This is a genomic window from Natrinema sp. LN54 (genome assembly GCF_052439245.1).
GTDB classification, from domain to species: domain Archaea; phylum Halobacteriota; class Halobacteria; order Halobacteriales; family Natrialbaceae; genus Natrinema; species Natrinema versiforme_A.
Map to the genome: position 1 here is coordinate 1 of NZ_JBQVRP010000007.1, position 20141 is coordinate 20141.

The 20141-nt window shown below is 66.7% G+C and carries 19 protein-coding genes and 1 pseudogene; 11 read left to right on the forward strand and 9 right to left on the reverse strand.

Annotated features, from left to right (window positions below; all coding sequences use genetic code 11):
- Positions 1–777 (forward strand): annotated as a pseudogene (locus tag ACT4ML_RS18670) (DUF7282 domain-containing protein); the annotation flags it as partial.
- 185 nt (positions 778–962) lie between these two features.
- Here ACT4ML_RS18670 and ACT4ML_RS18675 read toward each other — a convergent pair.
- Complete coding sequence (locus ACT4ML_RS18675; RefSeq protein ID WP_138244624.1) at positions 963–1466, reverse strand: DUF7344 domain-containing protein; 504 nt, start codon at positions 1464–1466, stop codon at positions 963–965.
- Between the two features lie 361 nt (positions 1467–1827).
- A complete protein-coding gene (locus tag ACT4ML_RS18680) occupies positions 1828–1989 on the reverse strand; it encodes a DUF7563 family protein (RefSeq protein ID WP_007109247.1) in 162 nt (53 codons plus the stop codon).
- 601 nt (positions 1990–2590) lie between these two features.
- On the opposite strand from ACT4ML_RS18680, the gene ACT4ML_RS18685 reads away from it, so the two are divergent.
- The 3 genes from ACT4ML_RS18685 to ACT4ML_RS18695 all read left to right on the forward strand — a co-directional run bounded on the left by ACT4ML_RS18685 (position 2591) and on the right by ACT4ML_RS18695 (position 4614).
- The gene (locus ACT4ML_RS18685; RefSeq protein ID WP_138244623.1) at positions 2591–2923 is read left to right on the forward strand and encodes a winged helix-turn-helix domain-containing protein; all 333 of its coding nucleotides are present in this window, start codon (positions 2591–2593) and stop codon (positions 2921–2923) included.
- Positions 2924–3152: 229 nt separating this feature from the next.
- Entirely contained in the window at positions 3153–3428 is a 276-nt protein-coding gene (locus ACT4ML_RS18690) for a PadR family transcriptional regulator (RefSeq protein WP_006431458.1), read from the forward strand.
- A 196-nt stretch (positions 3429–3624) separates the two neighbouring features.
- Positions 3625–4614, forward strand: coding sequence for a DUF1616 domain-containing protein (locus tag ACT4ML_RS18695; protein ID WP_444722222.1), 990 nt, complete (start codon positions 3625–3627; stop codon positions 4612–4614).
- A gap of 321 nt (positions 4615–4935) precedes the next feature.
- On the opposite strand, the gene ACT4ML_RS18700 is transcribed toward ACT4ML_RS18695, so the two are convergent.
- Positions 4936–5472, reverse strand: coding sequence for a DUF7344 domain-containing protein (locus ACT4ML_RS18700; RefSeq protein ID WP_138244621.1), 537 nt, complete (start codon positions 5470–5472; stop codon positions 4936–4938).
- 467 nt (positions 5473–5939) lie between these two features.
- Here ACT4ML_RS18700 and ACT4ML_RS18705 point away from each other — a divergent pair, with 467 nt between their 5' ends.
- The 5 genes from ACT4ML_RS18705 to ACT4ML_RS18725 are packed head-to-tail and all read left to right on the forward strand — an operon-like array spanning position 5940 to position 11337.
- A complete protein-coding gene (locus ACT4ML_RS18705) occupies positions 5940–6527 on the forward strand; it encodes a DapH/DapD/GlmU-related protein (protein WP_444722223.1) in 588 nt (195 codons plus the stop codon).
- A complete protein-coding gene (locus ACT4ML_RS18710; RefSeq protein WP_444722224.1) occupies positions 6524–7741 on the forward strand; it encodes a DegT/DnrJ/EryC1/StrS family aminotransferase in 1218 nt (405 codons plus the stop codon). The genes ACT4ML_RS18705 and ACT4ML_RS18710 overlap by 4 nt, the downstream gene beginning before the upstream one ends.
- Positions 7738–8763, forward strand: coding sequence for a Gfo/Idh/MocA family oxidoreductase (locus tag ACT4ML_RS18715; RefSeq protein ID WP_444722225.1), 1026 nt, complete (start codon positions 7738–7740; stop codon positions 8761–8763). Before ACT4ML_RS18710 ends, ACT4ML_RS18715 begins: the two co-directional genes overlap by 4 nt.
- Entirely contained in the window at positions 8763–10250 is a 1488-nt protein-coding gene (locus ACT4ML_RS18720) for a nucleotide sugar dehydrogenase (RefSeq protein WP_444722226.1), read from the forward strand. Before ACT4ML_RS18715 ends, ACT4ML_RS18720 begins: the two co-directional genes overlap by 1 nt.
- Complete coding sequence (locus ACT4ML_RS18725) at positions 10243–11337, forward strand: glycosyltransferase family 2 protein (RefSeq protein WP_444722227.1); 1095 nt, start codon at positions 10243–10245, stop codon at positions 11335–11337. Before ACT4ML_RS18720 ends, ACT4ML_RS18725 begins: the two co-directional genes overlap by 8 nt.
- Before the next feature lie 148 nt (positions 11338–11485).
- Here ACT4ML_RS18725 and ACT4ML_RS18730 read toward each other — a convergent pair whose 3' ends face one another.
- Entirely contained in the window at positions 11486–11692 is a 207-nt protein-coding gene (locus tag ACT4ML_RS18730) for a hypothetical protein (protein WP_444722228.1), read from the reverse strand.
- A gap of 105 nt (positions 11693–11797) precedes the next feature.
- Positions 11798–12898, reverse strand: a complete 1101-nt coding sequence (locus ACT4ML_RS18735; protein WP_444722229.1) for a DUF354 domain-containing protein — start codon at positions 12896–12898, stop codon at positions 11798–11800.
- A gap of 163 nt (positions 12899–13061) precedes the next feature.
- On the opposite strand from ACT4ML_RS18735, the gene ACT4ML_RS18740 reads away from it, so the two are divergent.
- Positions 13062–14051, forward strand: coding sequence for a glycosyltransferase (locus ACT4ML_RS18740; protein ID WP_444722230.1), 990 nt, complete (start codon positions 13062–13064; stop codon positions 14049–14051).
- A gap of 95 nt (positions 14052–14146) precedes the next feature.
- On the opposite strand, the gene ACT4ML_RS18745 is transcribed toward ACT4ML_RS18740, so the two are convergent.
- The 4 genes from ACT4ML_RS18745 to ACT4ML_RS18760 all read right to left on the reverse strand — a co-directional run bounded on the left by ACT4ML_RS18745 (position 14147) and on the right by ACT4ML_RS18760 (position 18213).
- The gene (locus tag ACT4ML_RS18745; protein ID WP_444722231.1) at positions 14147–15118 is read right to left on the reverse strand and encodes an NAD-dependent epimerase/dehydratase family protein; all 972 of its coding nucleotides are present in this window, start codon (positions 15116–15118) and stop codon (positions 14147–14149) included.
- 5 nt (positions 15119–15123) lie between these two features.
- The gene (locus tag ACT4ML_RS18750) at positions 15124–16053 is read right to left on the reverse strand and encodes a DUF362 domain-containing protein (protein ID WP_444722232.1); all 930 of its coding nucleotides are present in this window, start codon (positions 16051–16053) and stop codon (positions 15124–15126) included.
- Complete coding sequence (locus ACT4ML_RS18755) at positions 16050–17159, reverse strand: Gfo/Idh/MocA family protein (protein ID WP_444722233.1); 1110 nt, start codon at positions 17157–17159, stop codon at positions 16050–16052. Before ACT4ML_RS18755 ends, ACT4ML_RS18750 begins: the two co-directional genes overlap by 4 nt.
- Before the next feature lie 121 nt (positions 17160–17280).
- Entirely contained in the window at positions 17281–18213 is a 933-nt protein-coding gene (locus ACT4ML_RS18760) for a polysaccharide deacetylase family protein (RefSeq protein ID WP_444722234.1), read from the reverse strand.
- Positions 18214–18482: 269 nt separating this feature from the next.
- On the opposite strand from ACT4ML_RS18760, the gene ACT4ML_RS18765 reads away from it, so the two are divergent.
- The gene (locus tag ACT4ML_RS18765) at positions 18483–20075 is read left to right on the forward strand and encodes an alkaline phosphatase family protein (protein ID WP_444722235.1); all 1593 of its coding nucleotides are present in this window, start codon (positions 18483–18485) and stop codon (positions 20073–20075) included.
- The last annotated feature ends 66 nt before the right edge of the window (positions 20076–20141 follow it).

Below are 20141 nucleotides of genomic sequence, written 5' to 3' on the forward strand. Positions count from 1 at the left end.
GAGCCCGTCGATAACGAGACCGACGAGGAACCCGTCGACAACGAAACCCCAGTCGATGAGGAGCCCGTCGATAACGAGACCGACGAGGAACCCGTCGACAACGAAACCCCAGTCGATGAGGAGCCCGTCGATAACGAAACCGACGAAGCTCCGGTCGATGAGGAACCCGTCGATAACGAAACCGACGAAGCTCCGGTCGATGAGGAACCCGTCGATAACGAAACTGACGAGGCTCCAGTCGACGAAGAGCCCGTCGATAACGAGACCGACGAGGAACCCGTCGACAACGAAACCCCAGTCGACGAGGAGCCCGTTGACGGAGAAGTGACGGCCGATTCGTTCGAGGTCGCTGATCTCGAGGCACCCGAGAGCGCCGCAGTCGGTGACACGCTCACCGTGATGGCGACGATCGAGAACCCGACCGACGAGGAGCGCACCGAGCGAACCCAGTTCCGTCTCGACGGTGACCTCGTCGCCGAGCAGAACGTGACGCTCGAGGGCGGCGAGAACGATACCGTCGAGTTCGAGGTCGAAACGAGCGACTTCGAGGCCGGCAGCTACGTCCACATGGTGCTGACCGACCAGTCCGGCGAAGTCGCGATGATCGAACTGACCGAGGAGACCGAGACCGGCGTCGACGACACCGAGTCGAACGACACCGGACTCGGAGACGATGAGAACGAAACGAACGAGACCGACGACGGTCTCGACGCCGACAACGAGACTGACGGCGTGACGACCGACGACTCCGCCGCGATCGGATTCGTCGTAGCCTAAGCGGAGAGACCCAACGGACAGCGCGTCTTTTCGCGCCGTTGCGGTGACGACGGCGACGGTACTCGATTTTTCAACGACGCTGCCACCGCCATTGGCCTCGAGAGGGCGGTCGGTGTCGACGGACTGGTATCACGGAACATCGACCGACCGGTTCGTCGAGAGAAACACGGAGTCTGCTGTGGTCGCTACCCGAGTAGCCGATAGAGGCTGCTCGCCGCGACCGCGAGGAACACGAGCACGCTCGAGAGCACGGGATCGATGCTCGAGGCGAGCGGCAGATCAAGTCCGGCCAACGCGATGACGGCGAGGCCGAGGATGCAGAGGCCGAGGTGGAGCCGTAAGACCTGCGAGTGATCGTCGGCGTGGCCGTCGACGTACTGGAGCACCTCGTCGAAGTGACGGCCGGACTGGATCGTCTTCGCGTCGGAGTCGTACTCGATCACGGCGTCTTCCTCGAGTTGGGGGAGATGCGTCTGCTGGAGCGAGACGTAGACGCTCTTGTAGAGGTTGTTCGGGACGGGCGTCGTCTCGGACTCGGTCGCGGCGATCTCGGTCGCCACGTCGGAGACGTCGATCTGTCCGCCCTCCTCCGCGAGCAACTGAACGATAGCCCGCCGTCTATCGTTGCCGAGGATGTGAAACACCTCACTCTCCGCGAGCGGTTCAGTCCTGTCCGTTTGAACTGACATCGATCAGAGAGAAGGGGGACGGGCTCTCGAGGGACAATCCACCACCAGTGACCATGTATCCCCACTTCACTCACCACTAACTTTAACTTTTGCAGGTTACGCCATCGTTCGATTCCGACCGCGAACGCGAGTGTTTCGCGAACGACGGTAGGAAGCGAATACGGGCGTCCATGCCGTCGGTTCAGTCGGTCGAATCTCTCCGACAGTCGATGGTGAGTGCCGGGATGAAGACGACGGGTGCCGGTCCGAAGAGAGCGGACCGAGCCGGCGTGCGGTCTCGAGCCGGTCTCTGTCTGCTTCAACGGAGCGGCGGCTCGGGTATCGAGCGTGACTGACAGTGGGAAATGAGAAACCGGAGGGCTCAGTCTCCGGGGAGATGACCGCCGGATTGCATCTCCCGATAGGTCGTACAGGACGGACAGCCGTGAACGATGTCGCCGTTATCTCCGAAGACGCGAGCGAACTGCTGTGTCACGTGCGTCCCGCAGTTTCGACACCGAGCACCGGCTGTCGACGATTCCATGGGCTTCCAATCGTGTTGTGTGGAGTTCATGGTTTGGGGGGTGTACTCGGACGCGTATCCCGAATTCGCCGTCGGCCGAAGCGGTCGTCCCGGCCGTGGCGGACTCGGTTCGGCGGCGGTACCGCCGATCTCCCGCGATACCCGTCCGGGCATCATCGTATCGAGGGGAGCAAACGCGAATAAAGGACGTTGACCGTTCACTCGAGGCGGTGGCGTGAGAACCGGGAAACACCCTCTTTCCGGCCGATATGCGCCGCGAGACGTTTTAAAACTGCAGAATACGGAATACGCGCTCGATCGACCTCAATCCGAATTCAGCCGTATTGGGCCGTGTTGGGCGGTCAAACGCTGAGTTGATCGGATCGAAAATGGACCGAAAGCTGTGGTTTCCGGATCGAAATACGATCTTACGTCGCGCAACGAAATTGCGCCGGACAATAAGGTACATCGTTATAAAATACCACTATCGCTTACCGATTTTTGTGCTGGAATGTAATGGTGGAACCCCCGACAGTGGTGGCCCAACTGCCGACTGTCTCGAATCGTCACCTCTCACGGAGAGCGAACGGATCCTGCCCGTCATCAACGGGTGACCACGACTATGTCAACGCAAGCGAGTAACACGCGATCGGAGTCGACTGCCAATCCATCGGCCCAGCTCGATGTCCTCGGGGACGACTGTGCCCGGACGATCCTCATGGCGACGAGCGACGGCCCGAAGACGGCAAAGGAACTGACCAAACGGACGGATAGTTCGTCGGCGACCGTCTACCGACGAATCAACAACCTCCTCGAGAGCGATCTCGTCGCGGAGTGCGTGCGGTTCGACGACGACGGGTCGCACACGACCGCCTACGAGGCGACCGTCGATGTCCTCCGCGTTCGGATCGACGCGGACGGGATCGATGTCGCAGTTTCGGATACCGAGGACTAATCGACCTCGAACGTCTCGAGCACTGACCACTCGGCGCTCTCTACGAATCCTACCGACACTGCCACGTGTTGGCCGACTCGAGCGCGGAGACGATTTCGCGCCCGAAACCGGAAACCGGTTGCGGAATAGTCAGTTTCGACCGAGTAATTCCGTTTAAATGGGACGAACGGGTCCTGTATGAGACGGATAACAAATATCTATTCAGTAGAACGGTCAGTGTGATTGAGCAATGCACGATCTGACCGGCTTCCAGCGTGATCTGTTGTACGTGATCGCTGGTGCTGACCGACCGTCGGGGCAGACCGTCAAGGACGAAGTCGAGAAGTACTATAGTTCGGAGATCAATCACGGGCGGCTGTATCCGAACCTGGACACCCTCGTCAATAAGGAACTGGTCGAGAAGGGGCAACTCGACAGGCGAACGAATTACTACGCGATCACAGACGCCGGTCGACAGCGGATCGAAGAGCGCCGGGAATGGGAGGCACAGTACGTCGACTTCTAGGGGCGAACGCCGATCGGGACGGAGACCGGACTCCCGATGAGTGTTCTCTATCGCGTTCTGAGCCGGTCAGCAGCCGGTTTGTATCGGTAACTCGGCCATAACAAAGAACCGAAACGTGGAGCGATGCCACGAGAATGGCATTCGTATGGTCAGTACGTAGATCGAACGCCGAACGGCGAACGCCGGTGTATCGTCGATGAGCCATCGGACGAGTACCTGGACGCGGTTCGAATTCGTTCGTCGTTACCCGTTCGACCTCGCGGCGGTCTCGATCGGCGCAGTGTTCGCATATCTCGTCGTGACGTCGTTCGCGAGCGAGAGCACCCTGCGGTTGGCCGTGACGTTTCCGCTCGCCCTCTTTCTCCCGGGCTATGCGCTCGTTTCGATCCTGTTCCCGGCCGGCGCACGAGACGCACGGGAGACGGCGTCGACGGCCGCCGAGAGCCGCCCGCGCGGAATCGACGCCACCGAACGCGCGGGACTCGCCTTCGTTCTATCGCTGGCGATCGCCCCGCTCGTCGTCTTGCTGTTGCCGCTCGTCGGATTGTCGTTGACCGCGACGTCGATCGCCGCCGCTCTCGTCGTCGTTACGGTCGTCACCGCGCAGGTCGGCGTCCTGCGACGGCTCCGAACGCCGGCCGGGGAGCGGTTTTCCGTCTCGCCCATCGCGAGTCTCGGGTCGCTCGGACGCGGCGATACGGCGCTCGCGACGGCCTCGTCGATACTGCTCGTATTGGCGGTCGGGACGGCGGTCAGTGCGCTGTTCGTGGCGTTTCTGCTCCCCGCGTCGGCGGGCGGGTTCACCGAACTCGCCCTCTATAGCGAAGACGAAGACGGGGAGATCGTCGCCGGCGAACTGCCCAGCGAGGTCGAGTCGGGCGAATCGATCCCGCTGACGATCGCGATCGAGAATCAGGAGGGGAGCGATCAGGAGTATACGGCCATCGTCCAGGAACAGCGCCTCGAGGACGGTGAGGTCGTCGACAGAGCGGAGTTACGGCGGATCGAGGCGAGCGTCTCGGACGGCGCGACCGGGACCGGGGAGCGGTCGGTGACGCCCACGGCGGAGTCGGGCGAAACGGTTCGGATCAGCGTATTGCTCTACGAGGGCGAGCCGCCGGCGTCGCCGACGAACGAGAACGCGGACGAGGAAACCCACTTCTGGGTAACGGTCACCGGCGAGTAACGCGCTGCCGACGGCTCGAGAAGCGATCGACGATCGAAGCGTCATCCGTCGGCGGGCGACGGTTGGGATTCGAGTTCGATTTTACTGGTCTCCGACGAGAGCGGCGACTGGATGGTTCTCGGTCGTTCGACGGAGAGGAGTACGGACGAGACGACGATCTCGTCAGCGAACGGCACAGAGACAATCAGTCACGGCCACCGTGGCTGGTGGCTGTCACAGCTGTCGCCGTCTCGAGCACCGACGTTGAGCAGTTTCGGAAGACGGGTGGACAGGAACAGCTGCGTGTGAGTGCGACGGGGACCGCAGTAACACGACCGGTGATTATCGACTCGCACGTCCGAACGGGAGGGCGAGTCCCGGACGACGCGAGACGTGCTGTGCGACCGAGAGAACGAGGACGGCGAGACAGAGCACCAGAGCGACGACCGGCGCGGCGGCCGTCGTCAGCGGGCCGATCGCGAGCGCCGAGAGCCCGAACGCGACGACGCCGATCGCGGTCACGGCGGCGTAGAGCCGGTGCCACTGTCGCCGGTCCTCGAGGTGACGATCGAGGTACGGCTCGAAGCGGTCCTCGCTCGGCAGGAGCTCGATCTCGTGTCCGTCCGGGTCCCAGTCGACGATCCCGTGGTCCTCGAGCATCGGCAGGTGGGTCTGGTACAGCGAGATGTAGACCCGCCGGCGCTGGGTCCGGGTCACGTCGTCGGGAGCGGTGTCGTTCTCCCAGGCGGCGACCTGCTCGACGAGCGGTGCGAGATCGCAGGAACCGCCCTGTCGTTTCAGGAACTGGACCGTGCGCCGCCTGCGCGCGTTGCTGAATACGTCGAACAGTTTGGCCTGTGTGAGTTCGCTGTCAGACATGTGTGTCCTCGTCGTCTCGGATCGGATCCCGTTCCCGTCTGACGGGTGTAGTCGGATTCCTCACAGTACCGGGTGCCAGCCTGTGACACTTTACTATCACTCGGCTACCCCTGCGAAAGGGAATTGTACCAGTTAGCGGCGATGACTGACTCCTACGCCGATGTTTCAGCGCTCGAGGCGGGTGCGAACGCACGATCGCGGCCACGCGCGGACGGCTCGCGGCGATCGCGGTCACACCCCCTCGGCGAGGCTGTAGTTCGCGGCTACGGGACGCTCAGGCCGGGGATAACAAAGCCTCGTTACCGGCTGTTTGAGCACGATTGCCCACGCGGGTATCGATTCACTATGAAACGAATACGCGACCGACCACGATGTCGATTAGCGGTCCGAACGGACGCGACGACGCGGTGTCGCGTTCGCTCGAGCGAGACCCGGAACGACCCCCGTGACGACGGCGGTGATTCGCGATGAGCGAGGCGATTCGCGACATCGTCCGCGGCGACGACTGTACGATCGAGGACGCGACGGTCGGCTACGGCGAGTTCGACGAGCCGACGCGGATCGGCGACGACGCGACGATCAGGGCCGGTTCGATCGTCTACGGCGACGTGACGATCGGCGACGGGTTCGCGACGGGACACGACGTCCTCGTCCGCGAGGGGACGACGATCGGCGACGACGTGCTCGTCGGCACCAAGACGGTCATCGACGGGCAGACGACGATCGGCTCGCACGTCAGCCTCCAGACGAACGTTTACGTCCCGACCCAGACGACGATCGGCGACAACGTCTTCGTCGGGCCGGGGGCCGTGCTGACGAACGACCAGTACCCCGTCCGGACCGACGACGGACTCGAGGGGCCGACGATCGAGAACGGCGCGTCGATCGGCGCGAACGCGACGCTGTTACCCGGCGTCACGATCGGCGAGAACGCGTTCGTCGCGGCCGGGGCCGTCGTCACGGAGGACGTGCCGGCCGACAGCATGGCCGTCGGGTCGCCGGCGACTATTCGGGACTTACCGGAGGAACTGGAGGGGGCGAACCAGCTCGCATGACCGACACCGAGACGAATCCCGAGACGGAGACGAGCATCGACGCCGGCACCGGTACCGGCGCGGGAGCGGACACGACCGAGGCCGAGATCGACCCCGAACAGGGCGCGACGCCGGTCCCGATCGCCGATCCCGAACTCAGCACCGACGCCGTACAGCGAGTCGAATCGATTCTCGAGGACGGCCGGCTCGCCGACGGCCCGGAAGTCAGGGCGTTCGAGGAGGAATTCGCGGCCTACTGCGGGACCGAGACGGGCGTCGCGACGGCCAACGGGACGACCGCGCTCCACGCCGCGCTCGAGGCCGTCGGGCTCGAGGAGGGAGAGGCGGTCATCACCTCGCCGTTTTCCTTCGTCGCGAGCGCGAACGCGATCCGGCTGGCGGGCGGGAAACCGGTCTTCGCCGATATCGACCCCGAGACGTACACGCTGGATCCGGCCGACGTCGAACGGGTACTCGACGAGCGGGACGACATCGTCGGCATCCTCCCGGTTCACCTCTACGGCCTGCCGGCCGATATGCCGGCGCTGTGTGACATCGCCGAAGCACACGACCTGTTCGTCATCGAGGACGCCTGTCAGGCCCACGGGGCGAAGATCGACGGCGGGCGAGTCGGCGAGTTCGGCGACGCCGCGTGTTTCTCGTTCTATCCGACGAAGAACATGACCACCGGCGAGGGCGGGATGATCGTCACCGACCGCGACGACGTCGCCGACCGCGCCGCGAGCTACGTCAACCACGGCCGGGACATGAGCGGTACCGGCGGCTACGATCACGTTGCTCTCGGTCACAACTACCGCATGACGAGCGTCGCGGCGGCGATCGGCCGCGTCCAACTCGAGCGGATCGCCGAATTCAACCGCGCGCGCCGCGAGAACGCCGCCTTCTACGACGAGCGGCTCGCCGACCTCCCGCTCGAGACGCCGACGGAGCCGACCGGCTCCCGGCACGTCTACCACCAGTACACCGTTCGAACCGACGACCGGGACGCCCTCGAGGAGACGCTCTCCGAGCGCGACGTCGGGACGGGCATCTACTACGAGACGCCGATCCACCGCCAGCCGGCCTACGAGACGGTCAGCACGGCGGCGGCGTCGCTCCCGGCGGCCGAACGGGCGGGTGACGAGGTACTCTCGCTGCCGGTCCATCCCGGCCTCTCCGAGCGCGACCGACGGACCGTCGTCGAAGCAGTTCGCGATCACTTCACTACCCAATGAGCACCACCAGACGGACGGACGAGACGACCGACGAACCGATCCGAGCCGGCGTCATCGGCGTCGGCTCGATGGGCGAAAACCACGCGCGCGTCTACGACGAACTGCCGGCGGTCGAACTCGCCGGCATCACCGACCGCGACGAGGAGATCGCCCGGCGGGTCGCCGCCGAGTACGGAACCGAACCGGTCGCCCTCGAGACGCTCCTCGAGCGCTGTGACGTCGTGACGGTCGCCGTCCCGACACACGCCCACTACGAGACGGTCTCGACCTGTCTCGAGGCGGGCGTCGACGTGCTCGTCGAGAAACCGATCGCGGAGACCGTCGAACAGGGCCAGCAACTCGCCGAACAGGCCCGCGAGGCCGGACTGGTCTTACAGGTCGGCCACATCGAGCGATTCAATCCGGCGGTCCAGACGGTCGCGGACCTGATCGACGATCTGGACGTGATCAGCGTCGAAGCCGAGCGACTCGGGCCGCCGATCGATCGGGCGGCACCGGGCAACGTCATCTTCGACCTGATGGTCCACGATGTCGACATCGTCGGTTCGATCCTCGACGACCGGCCCCACTCGGTCACCGCGATGGGGACCGAAAACGGCCAGTACGCCACCGCGACCATCGAGTACGACGACGTCGTTGCGACGGTAACGGCGAGCCGCGTCACCCAGAAGAAGGTGCGCAAACTCACCGTCACCGCCCGCGAGTGTCTCGTCGAGGTCGACTACCTCGAGCAGTCGGTGTTGATACACCGCGACTCCTACCCCGAGTACCTCACGGACGACGGGCAGTCCCGGTACCGCCACGAGAGCGTCGTCGAGCGGCCCCGGGTCGACACGGGCGAGCCGCTCCGGAACGAACTCGAGTCGTTCGTCGCGGCCGCTCGAGACGGCTCCGAACCGGCGGTCACCGCCGAGGACGGCATCCAGGCCCTCGAGACGGTCCAGTTGATCGATCGGCTCGCGATGGGGCCGGTAGACGAAACCGATGACGAGCCGCCACAGGAACCGGAGGTGGAGGCCTGATGGCGGAATCTCCGACCGATGGAGAGGGGCTCTACGGCTCGAGCCAGTCGCCGGGCCGACAGCGCGACCGGGTAACGAGCGGCGACGTTCCGGTCGCCGTCTACGGGCTCGGCAAGATGGGGCTCCCGCTCGCGGCGGTCTACGCCGAGACGACGGGGAACGTCACCGGCGTCGACGTCGATCCGACCGTCGTCGAGACGATCACCGACGGCGAGAGCCACGTCGTCGGCGAGCCCGGCCTCGACGACCTGGTCGCCGAACAGGTCGACACCGGTCGCCTTACGGCGACGACCGACGGGTCGGCGGCCGCAGACGCGGCGCGGATCCACGTCATCATCGTCCCGACGCTGCTGGACGACGAGAACGAGCCGAACCTCGCGACGGTCGAATCGGTCGCCGACGACATCGCGGCCGGCCTCGAGCCCGGCGATCTGGTGATCGCCGAGTCGACGCTCCCGCCGGGGACCTGTCGGGACGTCCTCCGGCCCCACCTCGCGAGCGAGAGCGGCCTCGAGCCCGACGAGTTCGGGCTCGCGTTCTGTCCGGAGCGCACGTCCTCGGGGACGGCGCTGCGGGACATCCGCGGCCAGTATCCCAAGGTCGTCGGCGGCGTCGACGACGAGAGCACGCGCGCGGCGGCGATCGTCTACGACGAACTCTCGGACAACGACGTTCACCCGGTCTCGGACGCGACGACCGCGGAGTCCGTCAAGGTGTTCGAGGGAATCTACCGCGACGTGAACATCGGGCTGGCAAACGAGTTGGGTCGGCTCGCGGACGAACTCGATATCTCCGTTCGCGAGGCGATCGACACGGCCAACGACCTGCCGATGTGCCAGCTCCACGACCCCGGACCGGGCGTCGGCGGCCACTGCATTCCGTACTACCCGCACTTCCTGCTCGGCCGAACCGACGAGCCGATGGCCGTGACCGAGACGGCGCGCCGGGTCAACGACGAGATGCCCGCGGTCGTCGTCGACCGCCTCGAGCGGGAACTCGCGGCGACCGGCACCGACCTCGCGGACGCCTCGGTCGTCGTCCTCGGGATAACGTATCGGCCGGGCGTCGAGGAGACCCGCGCGTCGCCCGCGCTGGGGATCATCGACGGTCTGCGCGAGCGAGGGGCCGACGTCGCGGGCGTCGACCCGCTCGTCGATCCGGCCGACTACGGCGCTCGAGCCGTGGGAATCGACGAAATCGCCGACGAGGGGTTTGACGCCGCCGTGGTCGTCACCCCGCACGCGGACTTCGACCGGATCGACTGGCCCGCCCTCGAGCCGATGGTGGTCCTCGACGGCCGGGACGCGGTCGACCTCTCGGCGACGGCCCACCGCGAGTACGACCTCGGCGGCTCGAGCGACGGCCGACCCCCGCGGGGGTCGCCCGCTCGCGAGGGCGGTGCCGGGTCGACGGAGACGAACGAGCGAGCGGCCGCCGCCGACGGCGAACCGGCGGCCCACCGCACGGACGGAGGGAACGATGTATAAGGGCAAACAGATCGGCGTCGTCGTGACGGCCTACGACGAAGCGGCCTTCGTCGGCCGCGTCATCGAAACCGTTCCGGACTTTGTCGACCGGATCTACGCAATCGACGACAGGTCGCCGGACGAGAGCTGGGACGTGATCCAGCGGGTCGCCGACCAACTCAACGAGGAGGCGGACGACGAGACCGCCGACTCGGAGCTCGCGGTGGCCGACGGCGGCGATGGTCGCCGCGTCGTCCCGATCCGCCACGAGGAGAACCACGGCTACGGCGCGGCGGTCAAGACCGGCTACCGGCGCGCCGCCGAGGACGGGATCGATGTCGTCGCGGTGATGAACGGCGACGGACAGATGGATCCCGCTATCCTCGACCGGATCATCGACCCGGTCGTCACGGGCGAGGCCGACTACGCGAAGGGCAACCGGCTGCTCAGTGCCGAGGACCGCGCGGACATGTCGACGTTCCGCTTCGTCGGGAACGCGATGCTCACCGGCCTCTCGAAGTTCGCCTCGGGCTACTGGTCGATCGGCGACCCCCAGAACGGCTACACGGCCATCTCGCGCGAGGCGATCGAGGAACTCGACCTCGAGTCGATCACCGACCAGTACGGTTTCCTCAATCACCTCCTGACCCACCTCAACGTAGCGGGCTGTCGGGTCGCTGACGTGCCCATGTCCGCGGTCTACGGCGACGAAGAGAGCAGCATCAAGTACGTGCCGTTCGTCCGGTTCGTCTCGCTGCTGTTGCTCCGGAGCTTCTGCTGGCGGCTGAAGACGCGGTACGTGGTCCGGTCGTTCAACCCGGCCGTCGTCTACTACGCCGCCGGGACCGCGGGGCTGGCCGGCGGCGCGGCGGGCGTTCTCGGCTCGGCCGCTCGAGCGATCGACGGAAACGACGGGTTCACGGCCGGCCTCGCCTCGTTCGTCGCCGGCCTGCTCGGGCTCGTCTCGCTCGGCACCGCGATCAGGCTCGACGCCGAGGCCAACGAGGACCTCGAGGTCCCGTGTGCCGACGCGACGGAACAGGAGCGACGCGACGGAGCCGACGGGGATCGCGACGAGCGAGCCCCGGCACGGAGCGAACCGCGGTAACGGGCTCTCTCGAGCGGGCGCGATAGTCGAACGAGAGTGCGTCGTTCGAGTTTCGGACGGTTGCGAGCGACGAGGAGAATTTCTGCCGATCGGTCGAACGACGAACGATCTCTCTACTGACGGACCGATCTCGTGTCGTCGATGTCGGTCACTCGATCGAGTACGTCACGATGTCCTCTCCCTCACAGGCGGGACACTGGGTCGTGCCGGCCGAGACGTTCGTCCCACAGTTTCGGCACTCGTGGACGACCGTGACCGAGGGCACGTTGTCGCCGCCCTCCGGGGCTGTGTCGGGTGATTCAGCGGCTGTCTCACCGCCGGAGAACAGCTCACTGAGGAGTGTAGAGAGACTCATAGAACGGGGGACTAGTCGGCTCTTTTCCGGAGATGACCAAAAGTGTTTCGTGACCGGCGAACCGACGGAATTAGCGATATCGCCGCGAGATCCCGCCGAGCACCGCTACATCGACCGCGATCGCGGTTGCAGCACTCGCTTCGTCGATCGCTCGAGGCGCTCGAGTTCGCCGCGGGACGTGGCCACGTCGACGAGCAGGTCGGTGAGGTTCACGAGGTCGCCGACGTACTCCCGCCGCTGTTCTTGCCACCGAGCGTTCGCCTCGTCGTCGGCGAGGATCTCGAGGGAGCGATCGCGGACCGCGTCGTACGAATCGAACTGCTCGGCCAGCCCGGCGCGCTCGAGTTCTCGGAACTCGCCGTACTCGTGGTCGTCGGTGCCCCGATAGCGGAAGGCGGGCGTGCCGAGCAGCGCGGCCTCGGTGGCCATCGTGCCGGTGTCGGCGACCAGCAGCGAGGCCTCGGCCATGGCGTCGTGGATCAGCGCGGGATGGAGGTCGTAGGACCGCGCGGGGAGGTCCCGAAGGTCCATCTCACCGCCCTCGTCGGAGACGAAGACCGTCGCGTCCTCGCTCAGGCGCTCGATCAGGTCCCGTCGCTGTTCGGGGCGGAACCCCTCGAGGTCCGCGTCGTGGAGGGCGTCGAGGGCGTTGAATCGGACGAGGACGTACGGCTCGTCGGGTTCGACGTCGAGGTACTCCCGGACGTCGCTGTCGGCCTCGAAGACCTCGGGGTGGAGATAGGCGCACTCCTTGAAGCCGTCGAAGGTGTAGTGGGCGTCGCCGAGATCGCGGCGGGTCACTTCCGGGGAGAGGATACAGTCGGCGAAGGGCCGCGAGACGGTGTGGTTGAAGTCGCCCGGTTCGTCGTCGAGGACGAGCACGACCGGCGTCCGAGAGAGCGTGCCGGCGTAGGCCGCGTAGGGGCCCCGACCGAAGATCACGTCGGGATCGAACCGGACCGCTTCGGTCCCGATGGTGAGGAACTGGCCGCCGACTTCGCGAGCGAACCCGAGCCTCGAGTAGCCCTCCGTTTCGTGGTCACCGTACACTCGGTAGGGCATGTCGAAATAGTCGAGTAGGTCGGTCGTACAGGCGTACTCCCGGGTCAGCACGAGCACGTCGTGTCCCGCACGCTCGAGGCGGTCGACGGCGTGTCGATACAGGTGGACGTGTGCTGGCGTATTCGCCAAGACGAGGATCCGCATCGAGGATAGCTACCCGTCGTCGACCCTTTGTAATACCATCGCTACGGGGGTTCGCGAGCGGAAGTCGCCGTATACGGTCCGCACGTCTAGGTGTACGTGAAGAAAACTCGAGCGGGCCCTGCGGATAACAAAACGCCGCGAGGCCGTCTCTTTCCCCACCGAGATGCACGTCCTCACGCTTACCGCAAACGCCGACGCTCCCTTCATGAATCAGCAGATGGCCGCGCTCGAGGATCGAGGCGTCTCCTTTACCACGGTGCCGGTGGCCGGGGAGGTCGACGCCGACACCGATCGGAGTCCGGCGGATTACATCCGGACGGTACCGGAAGTCATCAAGGAGGCCGGAAACGGCTACGACCTGATCCACGCCCACTACGGACTGACGGCACCGATGGCGCTCGCACAGCTCCGCAAGCCGGTCGTCCTCTCGCTGTGGGGGTCGGACGTCCACGGTCCCATCGCCCCCGTCAGCCGGGCCTCCGCGCCGTTCTGTGACGAGGTCGTCGTCATGTCCGAGGAGATGCGGGAGGTGCTCGGCCGCGACTGTACGGTGATCCCCGACGGGGTCGACTTGGAACTGTTCCGGCCGGAGCCACAGGAGCAAGCGAAGGCAACCGTGGGCTGGGACGACGACGAATCTGCATACAACGTGTTGTTCCCGTACTCGCCCGCACGCGGGGTGAAGAATTATTCGCGGGCCGAACGCGTCGTGAACGTCGTCGACAACCTCCTCGAGCGCCCGGTCCGGCTCCGGACCGTCTACGGTGTCGACCACGACGCCGTCGCGGACTACATGAACGCGGCCGACGCGCTCGTCCTGACCTCCGACAGCGAGGGGTCGCCCAACTCGGTCAAGGAGGCGCTCGCCTGCAACCTCCCCGTCGTCGCCGTCGACGTCGGCGACGTTCGGGAGCGACTGGCCGGCGTCGACCCCTCCCACGTCGCAACGAGCGACGAGGATCTCGTTCGCGGACTGATCGACGTCCTCGAGCGCGACGAGCGGTCGAACGGCCGCGAGGCCGCCAGCGAGGTCAGCATCGAGCGGACGGCCGACCGAATGCTCGCGGTCTACGAGCGGGTCGCCGGGACGGTGATCGAGACCGAGGCCAGCAGCGAGCGAAAGCGGGTTCAGGGCGCGGCCGGGCTCGAGTGAGCCTCGCGGTCACGACAGGTTACAACTTCTGCTGAGGACCGATTCCAGACAAATAGGGCTTCTCCCGCGTCGATTTCCGAAGCAAGGAGCGACGACTACCGCATTTCCGTCCGATACCACTCCATCGCTTCCGGAACGTGGTCCTCGATCGGCCGGTACTCGTAGCCCAGTTCCTCGCTCGCTTTCCGCGAACTGTAGAACAACCGCTGGGTCGCGAGATTGGCCATCTGCCGGTCGAAGGGGAACATCCGGCGGTCGGCGACGGCGTCGACGACCTCGGCGACGGGGCCGGCGGCCTGAATCGCGGTCGCCGGGACGCGGATCCGGGCGGGCGAGCCGCCGGCGGCGTTGGCGATCCGGGAGACGGCGCACTCGTAGGAGAGGTTCTCGCCGCCGAGGATGTAGTGTTCTCCGCTGGTGCCGTGCTCGTACGCGGCGAGAATGCCATCGATGACATCCGAGACGCCGACGATGCTCAGGCCGCCCGGGAGGTGGGCGGGCATCGTCCGGTCGACGCCCATCGAGAGCAGTTGGGCGGTGAACTCCTCGTCGCCGGGACCGAAGATCGAGGTCGGATGGACCGTGACGGCGTCCCCGTCCGTTTCGGCGTACCGATCGACGAGGTCCTCCGCCTCGGCCTTCGACGCCTGATAGGCGCCGATCGGCTCGGCCACGTCCGTCTCGTCGGCGAGCTCGGCGTCCGCCGGGGGACGGCGCGTGCCGGCGGTGCTGGTGAAGACGACGCGGCCCGTATCGCCGTCGCGACAGGCCTCGAGCACGCGCTCGGTTCCGTCGCGGTTGACTTCCCAGACGGTCTCGGGGCCGGCGCTCCAGAGGCCGATCCCCGCGAGGTGGAAGACGGCGTCGGCTCCGTCGACGAGATCGCGCAGGGTCTCGCCGTCGGAGAGATCGCCGACGTACCACTCGACGCCCTCGAGGTCGCCCCGGTCCGAGGTCGGGCGGCTGAGCCCGCGGACGGTCCAGCCCTCCGCGAGCAGGCGGTCACAGAGCCGCGAGCCGAGGAAGCCGGTGGCACCGGTGACCGCGGCCGTGCGCGAATCGGTCATCACGGTCATCGACCGCCCTCGAGTTGCGGCGGGACGGCGTCGCCGGACACCGCCGCGTAGACGCGGTAGGCGGTCGAGACGGCGGGGTGGGTCTCGTCCGGCGGCGGCAACTCGCCGTCGGAAACCCGTTCTCGGAGCCGGTCGAAGTCGACGTCGCCCTCGACGGAGACCGGTCCGTCGTCCCCGCGAGCCGTCTCGAGGGCCGCGTCGGTCTCGAGCGAGCGGCCGAGCAGTGCGGTCGCGGTCGCGTCGATATCGACGGGAGAACCGGCAAACAGGGTATCGCCCGCGGCGGGCGCGTCGCCGTAGACGGTCGTGGCGTCCAACACGGCGAGGGCGGGGTCGACGGTGCGGGTCGCCGCGACCGGCACCCGCGCGGGATCGGCGTCGCAGTCGACGGTTCCGGCGAGCGTTCGCATCGCGCCCGCGACCGGCCCGTCCTCGGACGGCCGCAGCGACGGGACGACGACCGCGGTGCTCTCGGCGAGCCGAGTCGGAACCGAGACCGCGGTCGGGCTCCCGTCGACTTCGCAGATGTCGTCCACGCGGCGGTCGTCGGCCAGATCGACGAGATCCGCATCGAAGCGCTCGAGCAGGCTCGCGTAGCCGAGGTACTCGGCGGTCCGATCGAAGGCGATCCGGTCGTCGCTCGCGCCGGCGACGGCGATTTCGGCGTCCGTCCGCCCCTCGAGGCGGGCGACGATCGCCCCGATCACGGCGGGGTCGGTGACCATGCCCGAGGAGGGGTGAAACGGGTAGTGGGCGTCCGGAACGAGCGTGATCCGGTCGGCGTCGGCCAGCGTCTCGAGGGCGGGCTCGAGGAGGTCCCGAACGGGCGACTCGAGGGCCGCCATCCGGGCGTCGACATCGGGAATCCAGCTGCCGCGGCGGTCGGCGGCGTCGACCGCGGTCGCGCGGACCGGCGTCGCGCTCATAGGGTCACCTCCGGCGTCTCGGGTTCGGCCGTCTCGTCGTCGCTCTCGGCGGCCAGCTCGTAGGCCGTTTCGGCGAGTTCGATCGTTCGCCGACCGTCGGCCCCGTCGACTGGCGGCCGCTCGCCCTCGCGGATCGCGCCACAGAAGTCCGCCAGCGCGTCGTAGTGGGCCTGCAGGTAGAATGTCGGCCCGAAGACGTCCGGCTCGTCGTTCGTGAACCGGCCGGCGACGTTCGACAGGGCGGACTTGGCCGCGCCCGCGTAGAAGTTCTCGGGCAGGTGCTCCTGGTTGCTGATCGTCCCCGTCACGCCCTCGAGGCGCAGCCGGGTGTTGACCTCCGGGAGCTGCTCCCACTGGTAGGTGCCACAGTGGAGCGTGATCGTCGTCCCCGTCTCCGGAGCCGCCATGAGCACGGTCGCGGCGTCTTCGGCCTCGGTCTCGAGCGTTCGTCCCATCGACGCGTCTTCGACCTCGAGGTCACCGAACAGCCACTCGAGGAGGTCGAAACAGTGAACGCCGAGTTCGACGAGGGAGCCGCCGCCGGCGGCGTCGGGGTCCATCGGCCACTCCGGCGGTGCCTCGTCGGCGGGCGGCTTCCCCAGCGGGTGGTCGTTGAGCCGCGTGATCGAGGCGTAGGGGACGTGGCCGACGCCGCCCTCGTCGTAGGCCTCCTTGACGCCAGCCATGTCGGGCTGGTAGCGCAACGTGTGATCGACGCCGACGGCGATGCCCGCCTCGCGGGCGGTCTCGAGCATCTCGTCGGCCTCCTCGGTCGAGCGAGCGAGCGGTTTCTCGACGAAGACGTCGACGCCGGCCTCGGCGGCCCGTTCGACGGCCTCGGCGTGGAGGAACGGCGGCAGTGCGACGACCGCCGCGTCCAGTTCCTCGGACTCGAGCAGCGTCGCGTAGTCGTCGTACGTTCGAGACACGCCGGCGCGTTCGGCTCGGTCGCGGTTCCCGGGAACGGCGTCGGCGGCCGCGACGACCTCGACGTCGGGCATCGCGACTGCGGACTTCAAGTGTACCAGACCGATGTTGCCGACGCCGAGTATCCCGAGGGACAGTGCACTCGAGTCGGTCCATCGATTCAGAAGCGGTGGTGCCATCTGCCCGAAAACGGGTCGGCTGCGGGCTTTGTTATCGTCGTCATACCCGTCCGCGACGGGGAGTAGCGCCTCCATTCGACCGCCGGTCGGCGATCGGCGGTCTGCGGTCAGCGGTCGGTGGTCAGTTCCAGCTCGCCGTCGCCTGCTCGTCAAACCCCGAGGGACTCACGATCCGATCGGCGACGTCGGCCAGCGTCTCGACGGTGAGATCGGTCGCGGACCGCTGGCGCTCGAGGTGGGAGAGGATCGCTCGCATCCGCTTGTCGTCTCGCTCGCGGGTCAGGTTGTTCGGGTGGAGCCACATGTGAAAGAGGCCGTCAGTGCGTGCGGCCTCGTCGATCCCGCGGCGAGCCAGCGCGACCATGGGGTCTTCCCAGATCGATTCCGCGACCGTTCGCGCCGGCCCCTCGAACCCGAAGAGGAACATCGACGCGGGGACGTTGACCAGGCCGTGCTCGTCGACGACCGGCTCGACCAGCATCGACTGATCCCGGATCGTCGAGTCGAAGACGCCCCGAACGCCGTCTCGAGTCGGCGATTTGCCGCGGTAGGCCGTGACGCCTTGCTCGGCCAGCACGTCGCGGTGGCCGATATCGTTGCGCGGATAAATGAACGAGTCGATCGACTGGTTCCAGTCGGCCGCGATCTCGCGGCTGCGCTCGAGTTCGGCGACGGCGAGATCGCGGTCCGTCTCCGGGCGGCCGAACAGGACGTGGGAAAAGGAGTGGCTGGCGAACTCGTGATCGACGTCGGACTCGAGCACGTCGTCGACGAGGTCGGGACCGAACCGAAGCTCCTCGCGATCCGCCCAGTCGGCTCGCTCGTGCTCGAACCACCCGTCGGGGGCCGGATGGTCGGCGTGGCTGCCGTCACAGGAGTCGAGCATGAGGTGGCCGACGACGGCCCACGTCGCGGGCACGTCGAACTCCTCGAGGAGTTCGACCATGACCGACCAGCCCCGCCGGCCGGCGTCGACGCGGTCGTTCGGCGGTTCGGCGAGGTCGTGAAATCCCCAGCCGAGTTCGGCGTCGAGGGAGATTACGACGCTGCCCACTGATCCCACCACGATTGAACGCGTTTCATATCCGGACGGTCGCGTTTGGATGGCTTTGTTATGGAGGTCTTGTCGAGACCGCGACCGGACACCACTGGGCGCGTGAGCCGTCCAGTGAGCGCCGGCAGACGGACGAGCGCCGACCGATGCGGTAACGTCACCGAACAGCGTTGCCTCGAGCGGAGCGGTCCCTGAAACCTCTCTATAACAAAGCGCTCATCGGGCGACTCACAGGACAGCAGGCGTCTTCGACGTCTCATACAATAATCATGAGCGGATCTACGACTCCCTCCGAGCGAGCGTTCGTGCTCGGACTCGACGGCGTGCCGTGGAGACTCATCGAGCGATGGAGCGACGAGGGGGAACTCCCCAACTTCGCCCGGATGCGCGAGGAAGGCGCGTCCGGAACGCTCGATAGCACTCGCCCACCGACGACGCCGCTCGCGTGGCCGTCGATCGCCACGGGGGTCTGGCCGGACAAACACGGGATATACGGCTTCCAGAACCTCTCGTCGGAGTATAGCCACGAGATGTATACGAGCCAGGATCTGGCACAGCCGGCCCTCTGGGACCAGCTCGGGCCGGCCCACGTCGGGAACGTCCCGATGACGTATCCGGCCCGCGAGATCGACGGCACCATGGTCACGGGGATGATGACGCCCTCGACGGACCGGGAGTTCGCGCATCCGCCCGACCTGCAAGACGAGATCGACTCCCGCATTCCGAACTACGAGATCAGCCTCGACTATCCCGAGTACGCCGACCGGCTGGACGACTTCGAGGTCGCCGTCGACGACATGCTCGCGAAGCGCCGCGAACTGATGCGGACCCAGATGGACCGCGCGGGCGACGACTGGCAACTGTTCTTCTTCGTGTACACCGCACCGGACCGGTTCCAGCACCTCATCTGGGACATGGACCGGTTGCTCGCCCACTACAAGAAACTCGACGAGGTCCTCGGCGAGGTCATGGACTACACGGACGACCACGACGCGGACCTCTACGTCGTCTCCGACCACGGTTTCGGTCCGATCGAGGACCTCGTCTACGTCAACCGCATCTTAGAACAGGAGGGATACCTGTTCCGGCGCGAGGACGACGGGACCCGCGGCGCGCTCGCGAGCCTCGGCATCTCCCGGGACGCGATCACGGGCGCGCTCAATCGGGTCGGAATCACCGAGGAGACGCTCGTCCAGTCGCTGCCCCGGCGGCTGGTCGACTCCGTCGCCGAACAGATCCCCGGCGATCACGCGCTCTACGACGTCGACTACGACCGGACCGTCGCGTTCGTCCACGACACCGGCAACTGCTACATCAACGACACCGAGCGCTTCGACAGCGGCGTCGTCTCGCCGAGCGAGGTGCCGCAGGTGAAAGCCGACATCCGAGCCGCCTTCGAGTCGGCGACCGACGACGACGGCGAGGCGCTGCTCGAGGTCCACGACGGTGACGAACTGTTCCCGACGGACGAGGACTCGCCGGATCTGGTGGTCGGCGGCCGCGGCGTCTACGAGTCCCGCAGCGGGATGGCAGACGAGGTACTCGGCGACACGGGGACCTACGACGCGAGCCACCGCAGCGAGGGGATCGTCCTCTGTCGCGGGCCGTCGATCGCTCCCGGCGCGGAACTCCGCGGGGCTCGAGTGGTCGACGTCGCCCCGACGCTGCTCCACGGGATCGGCGAACCGGTTCCAGAGAACTCCGACGGCCGGGTGCTGTTCGACGCCTTCGATGAGGCGGGCACGCCCGCGAAGACCAAAGTCGAGCGCACGACGCTGACGCGAATCGAGAGCGACGAGGAGGTCGACGAGGACTTCGACGACGTCGAGGATCGGCTGAAGGGCCTCGGCTACATGGAATAACGCGGCCGATCGGAGACCGTTCCGAGCACTGTTCTACAGCCCCGCTGTGGGGGTCTCGCGTCCGGA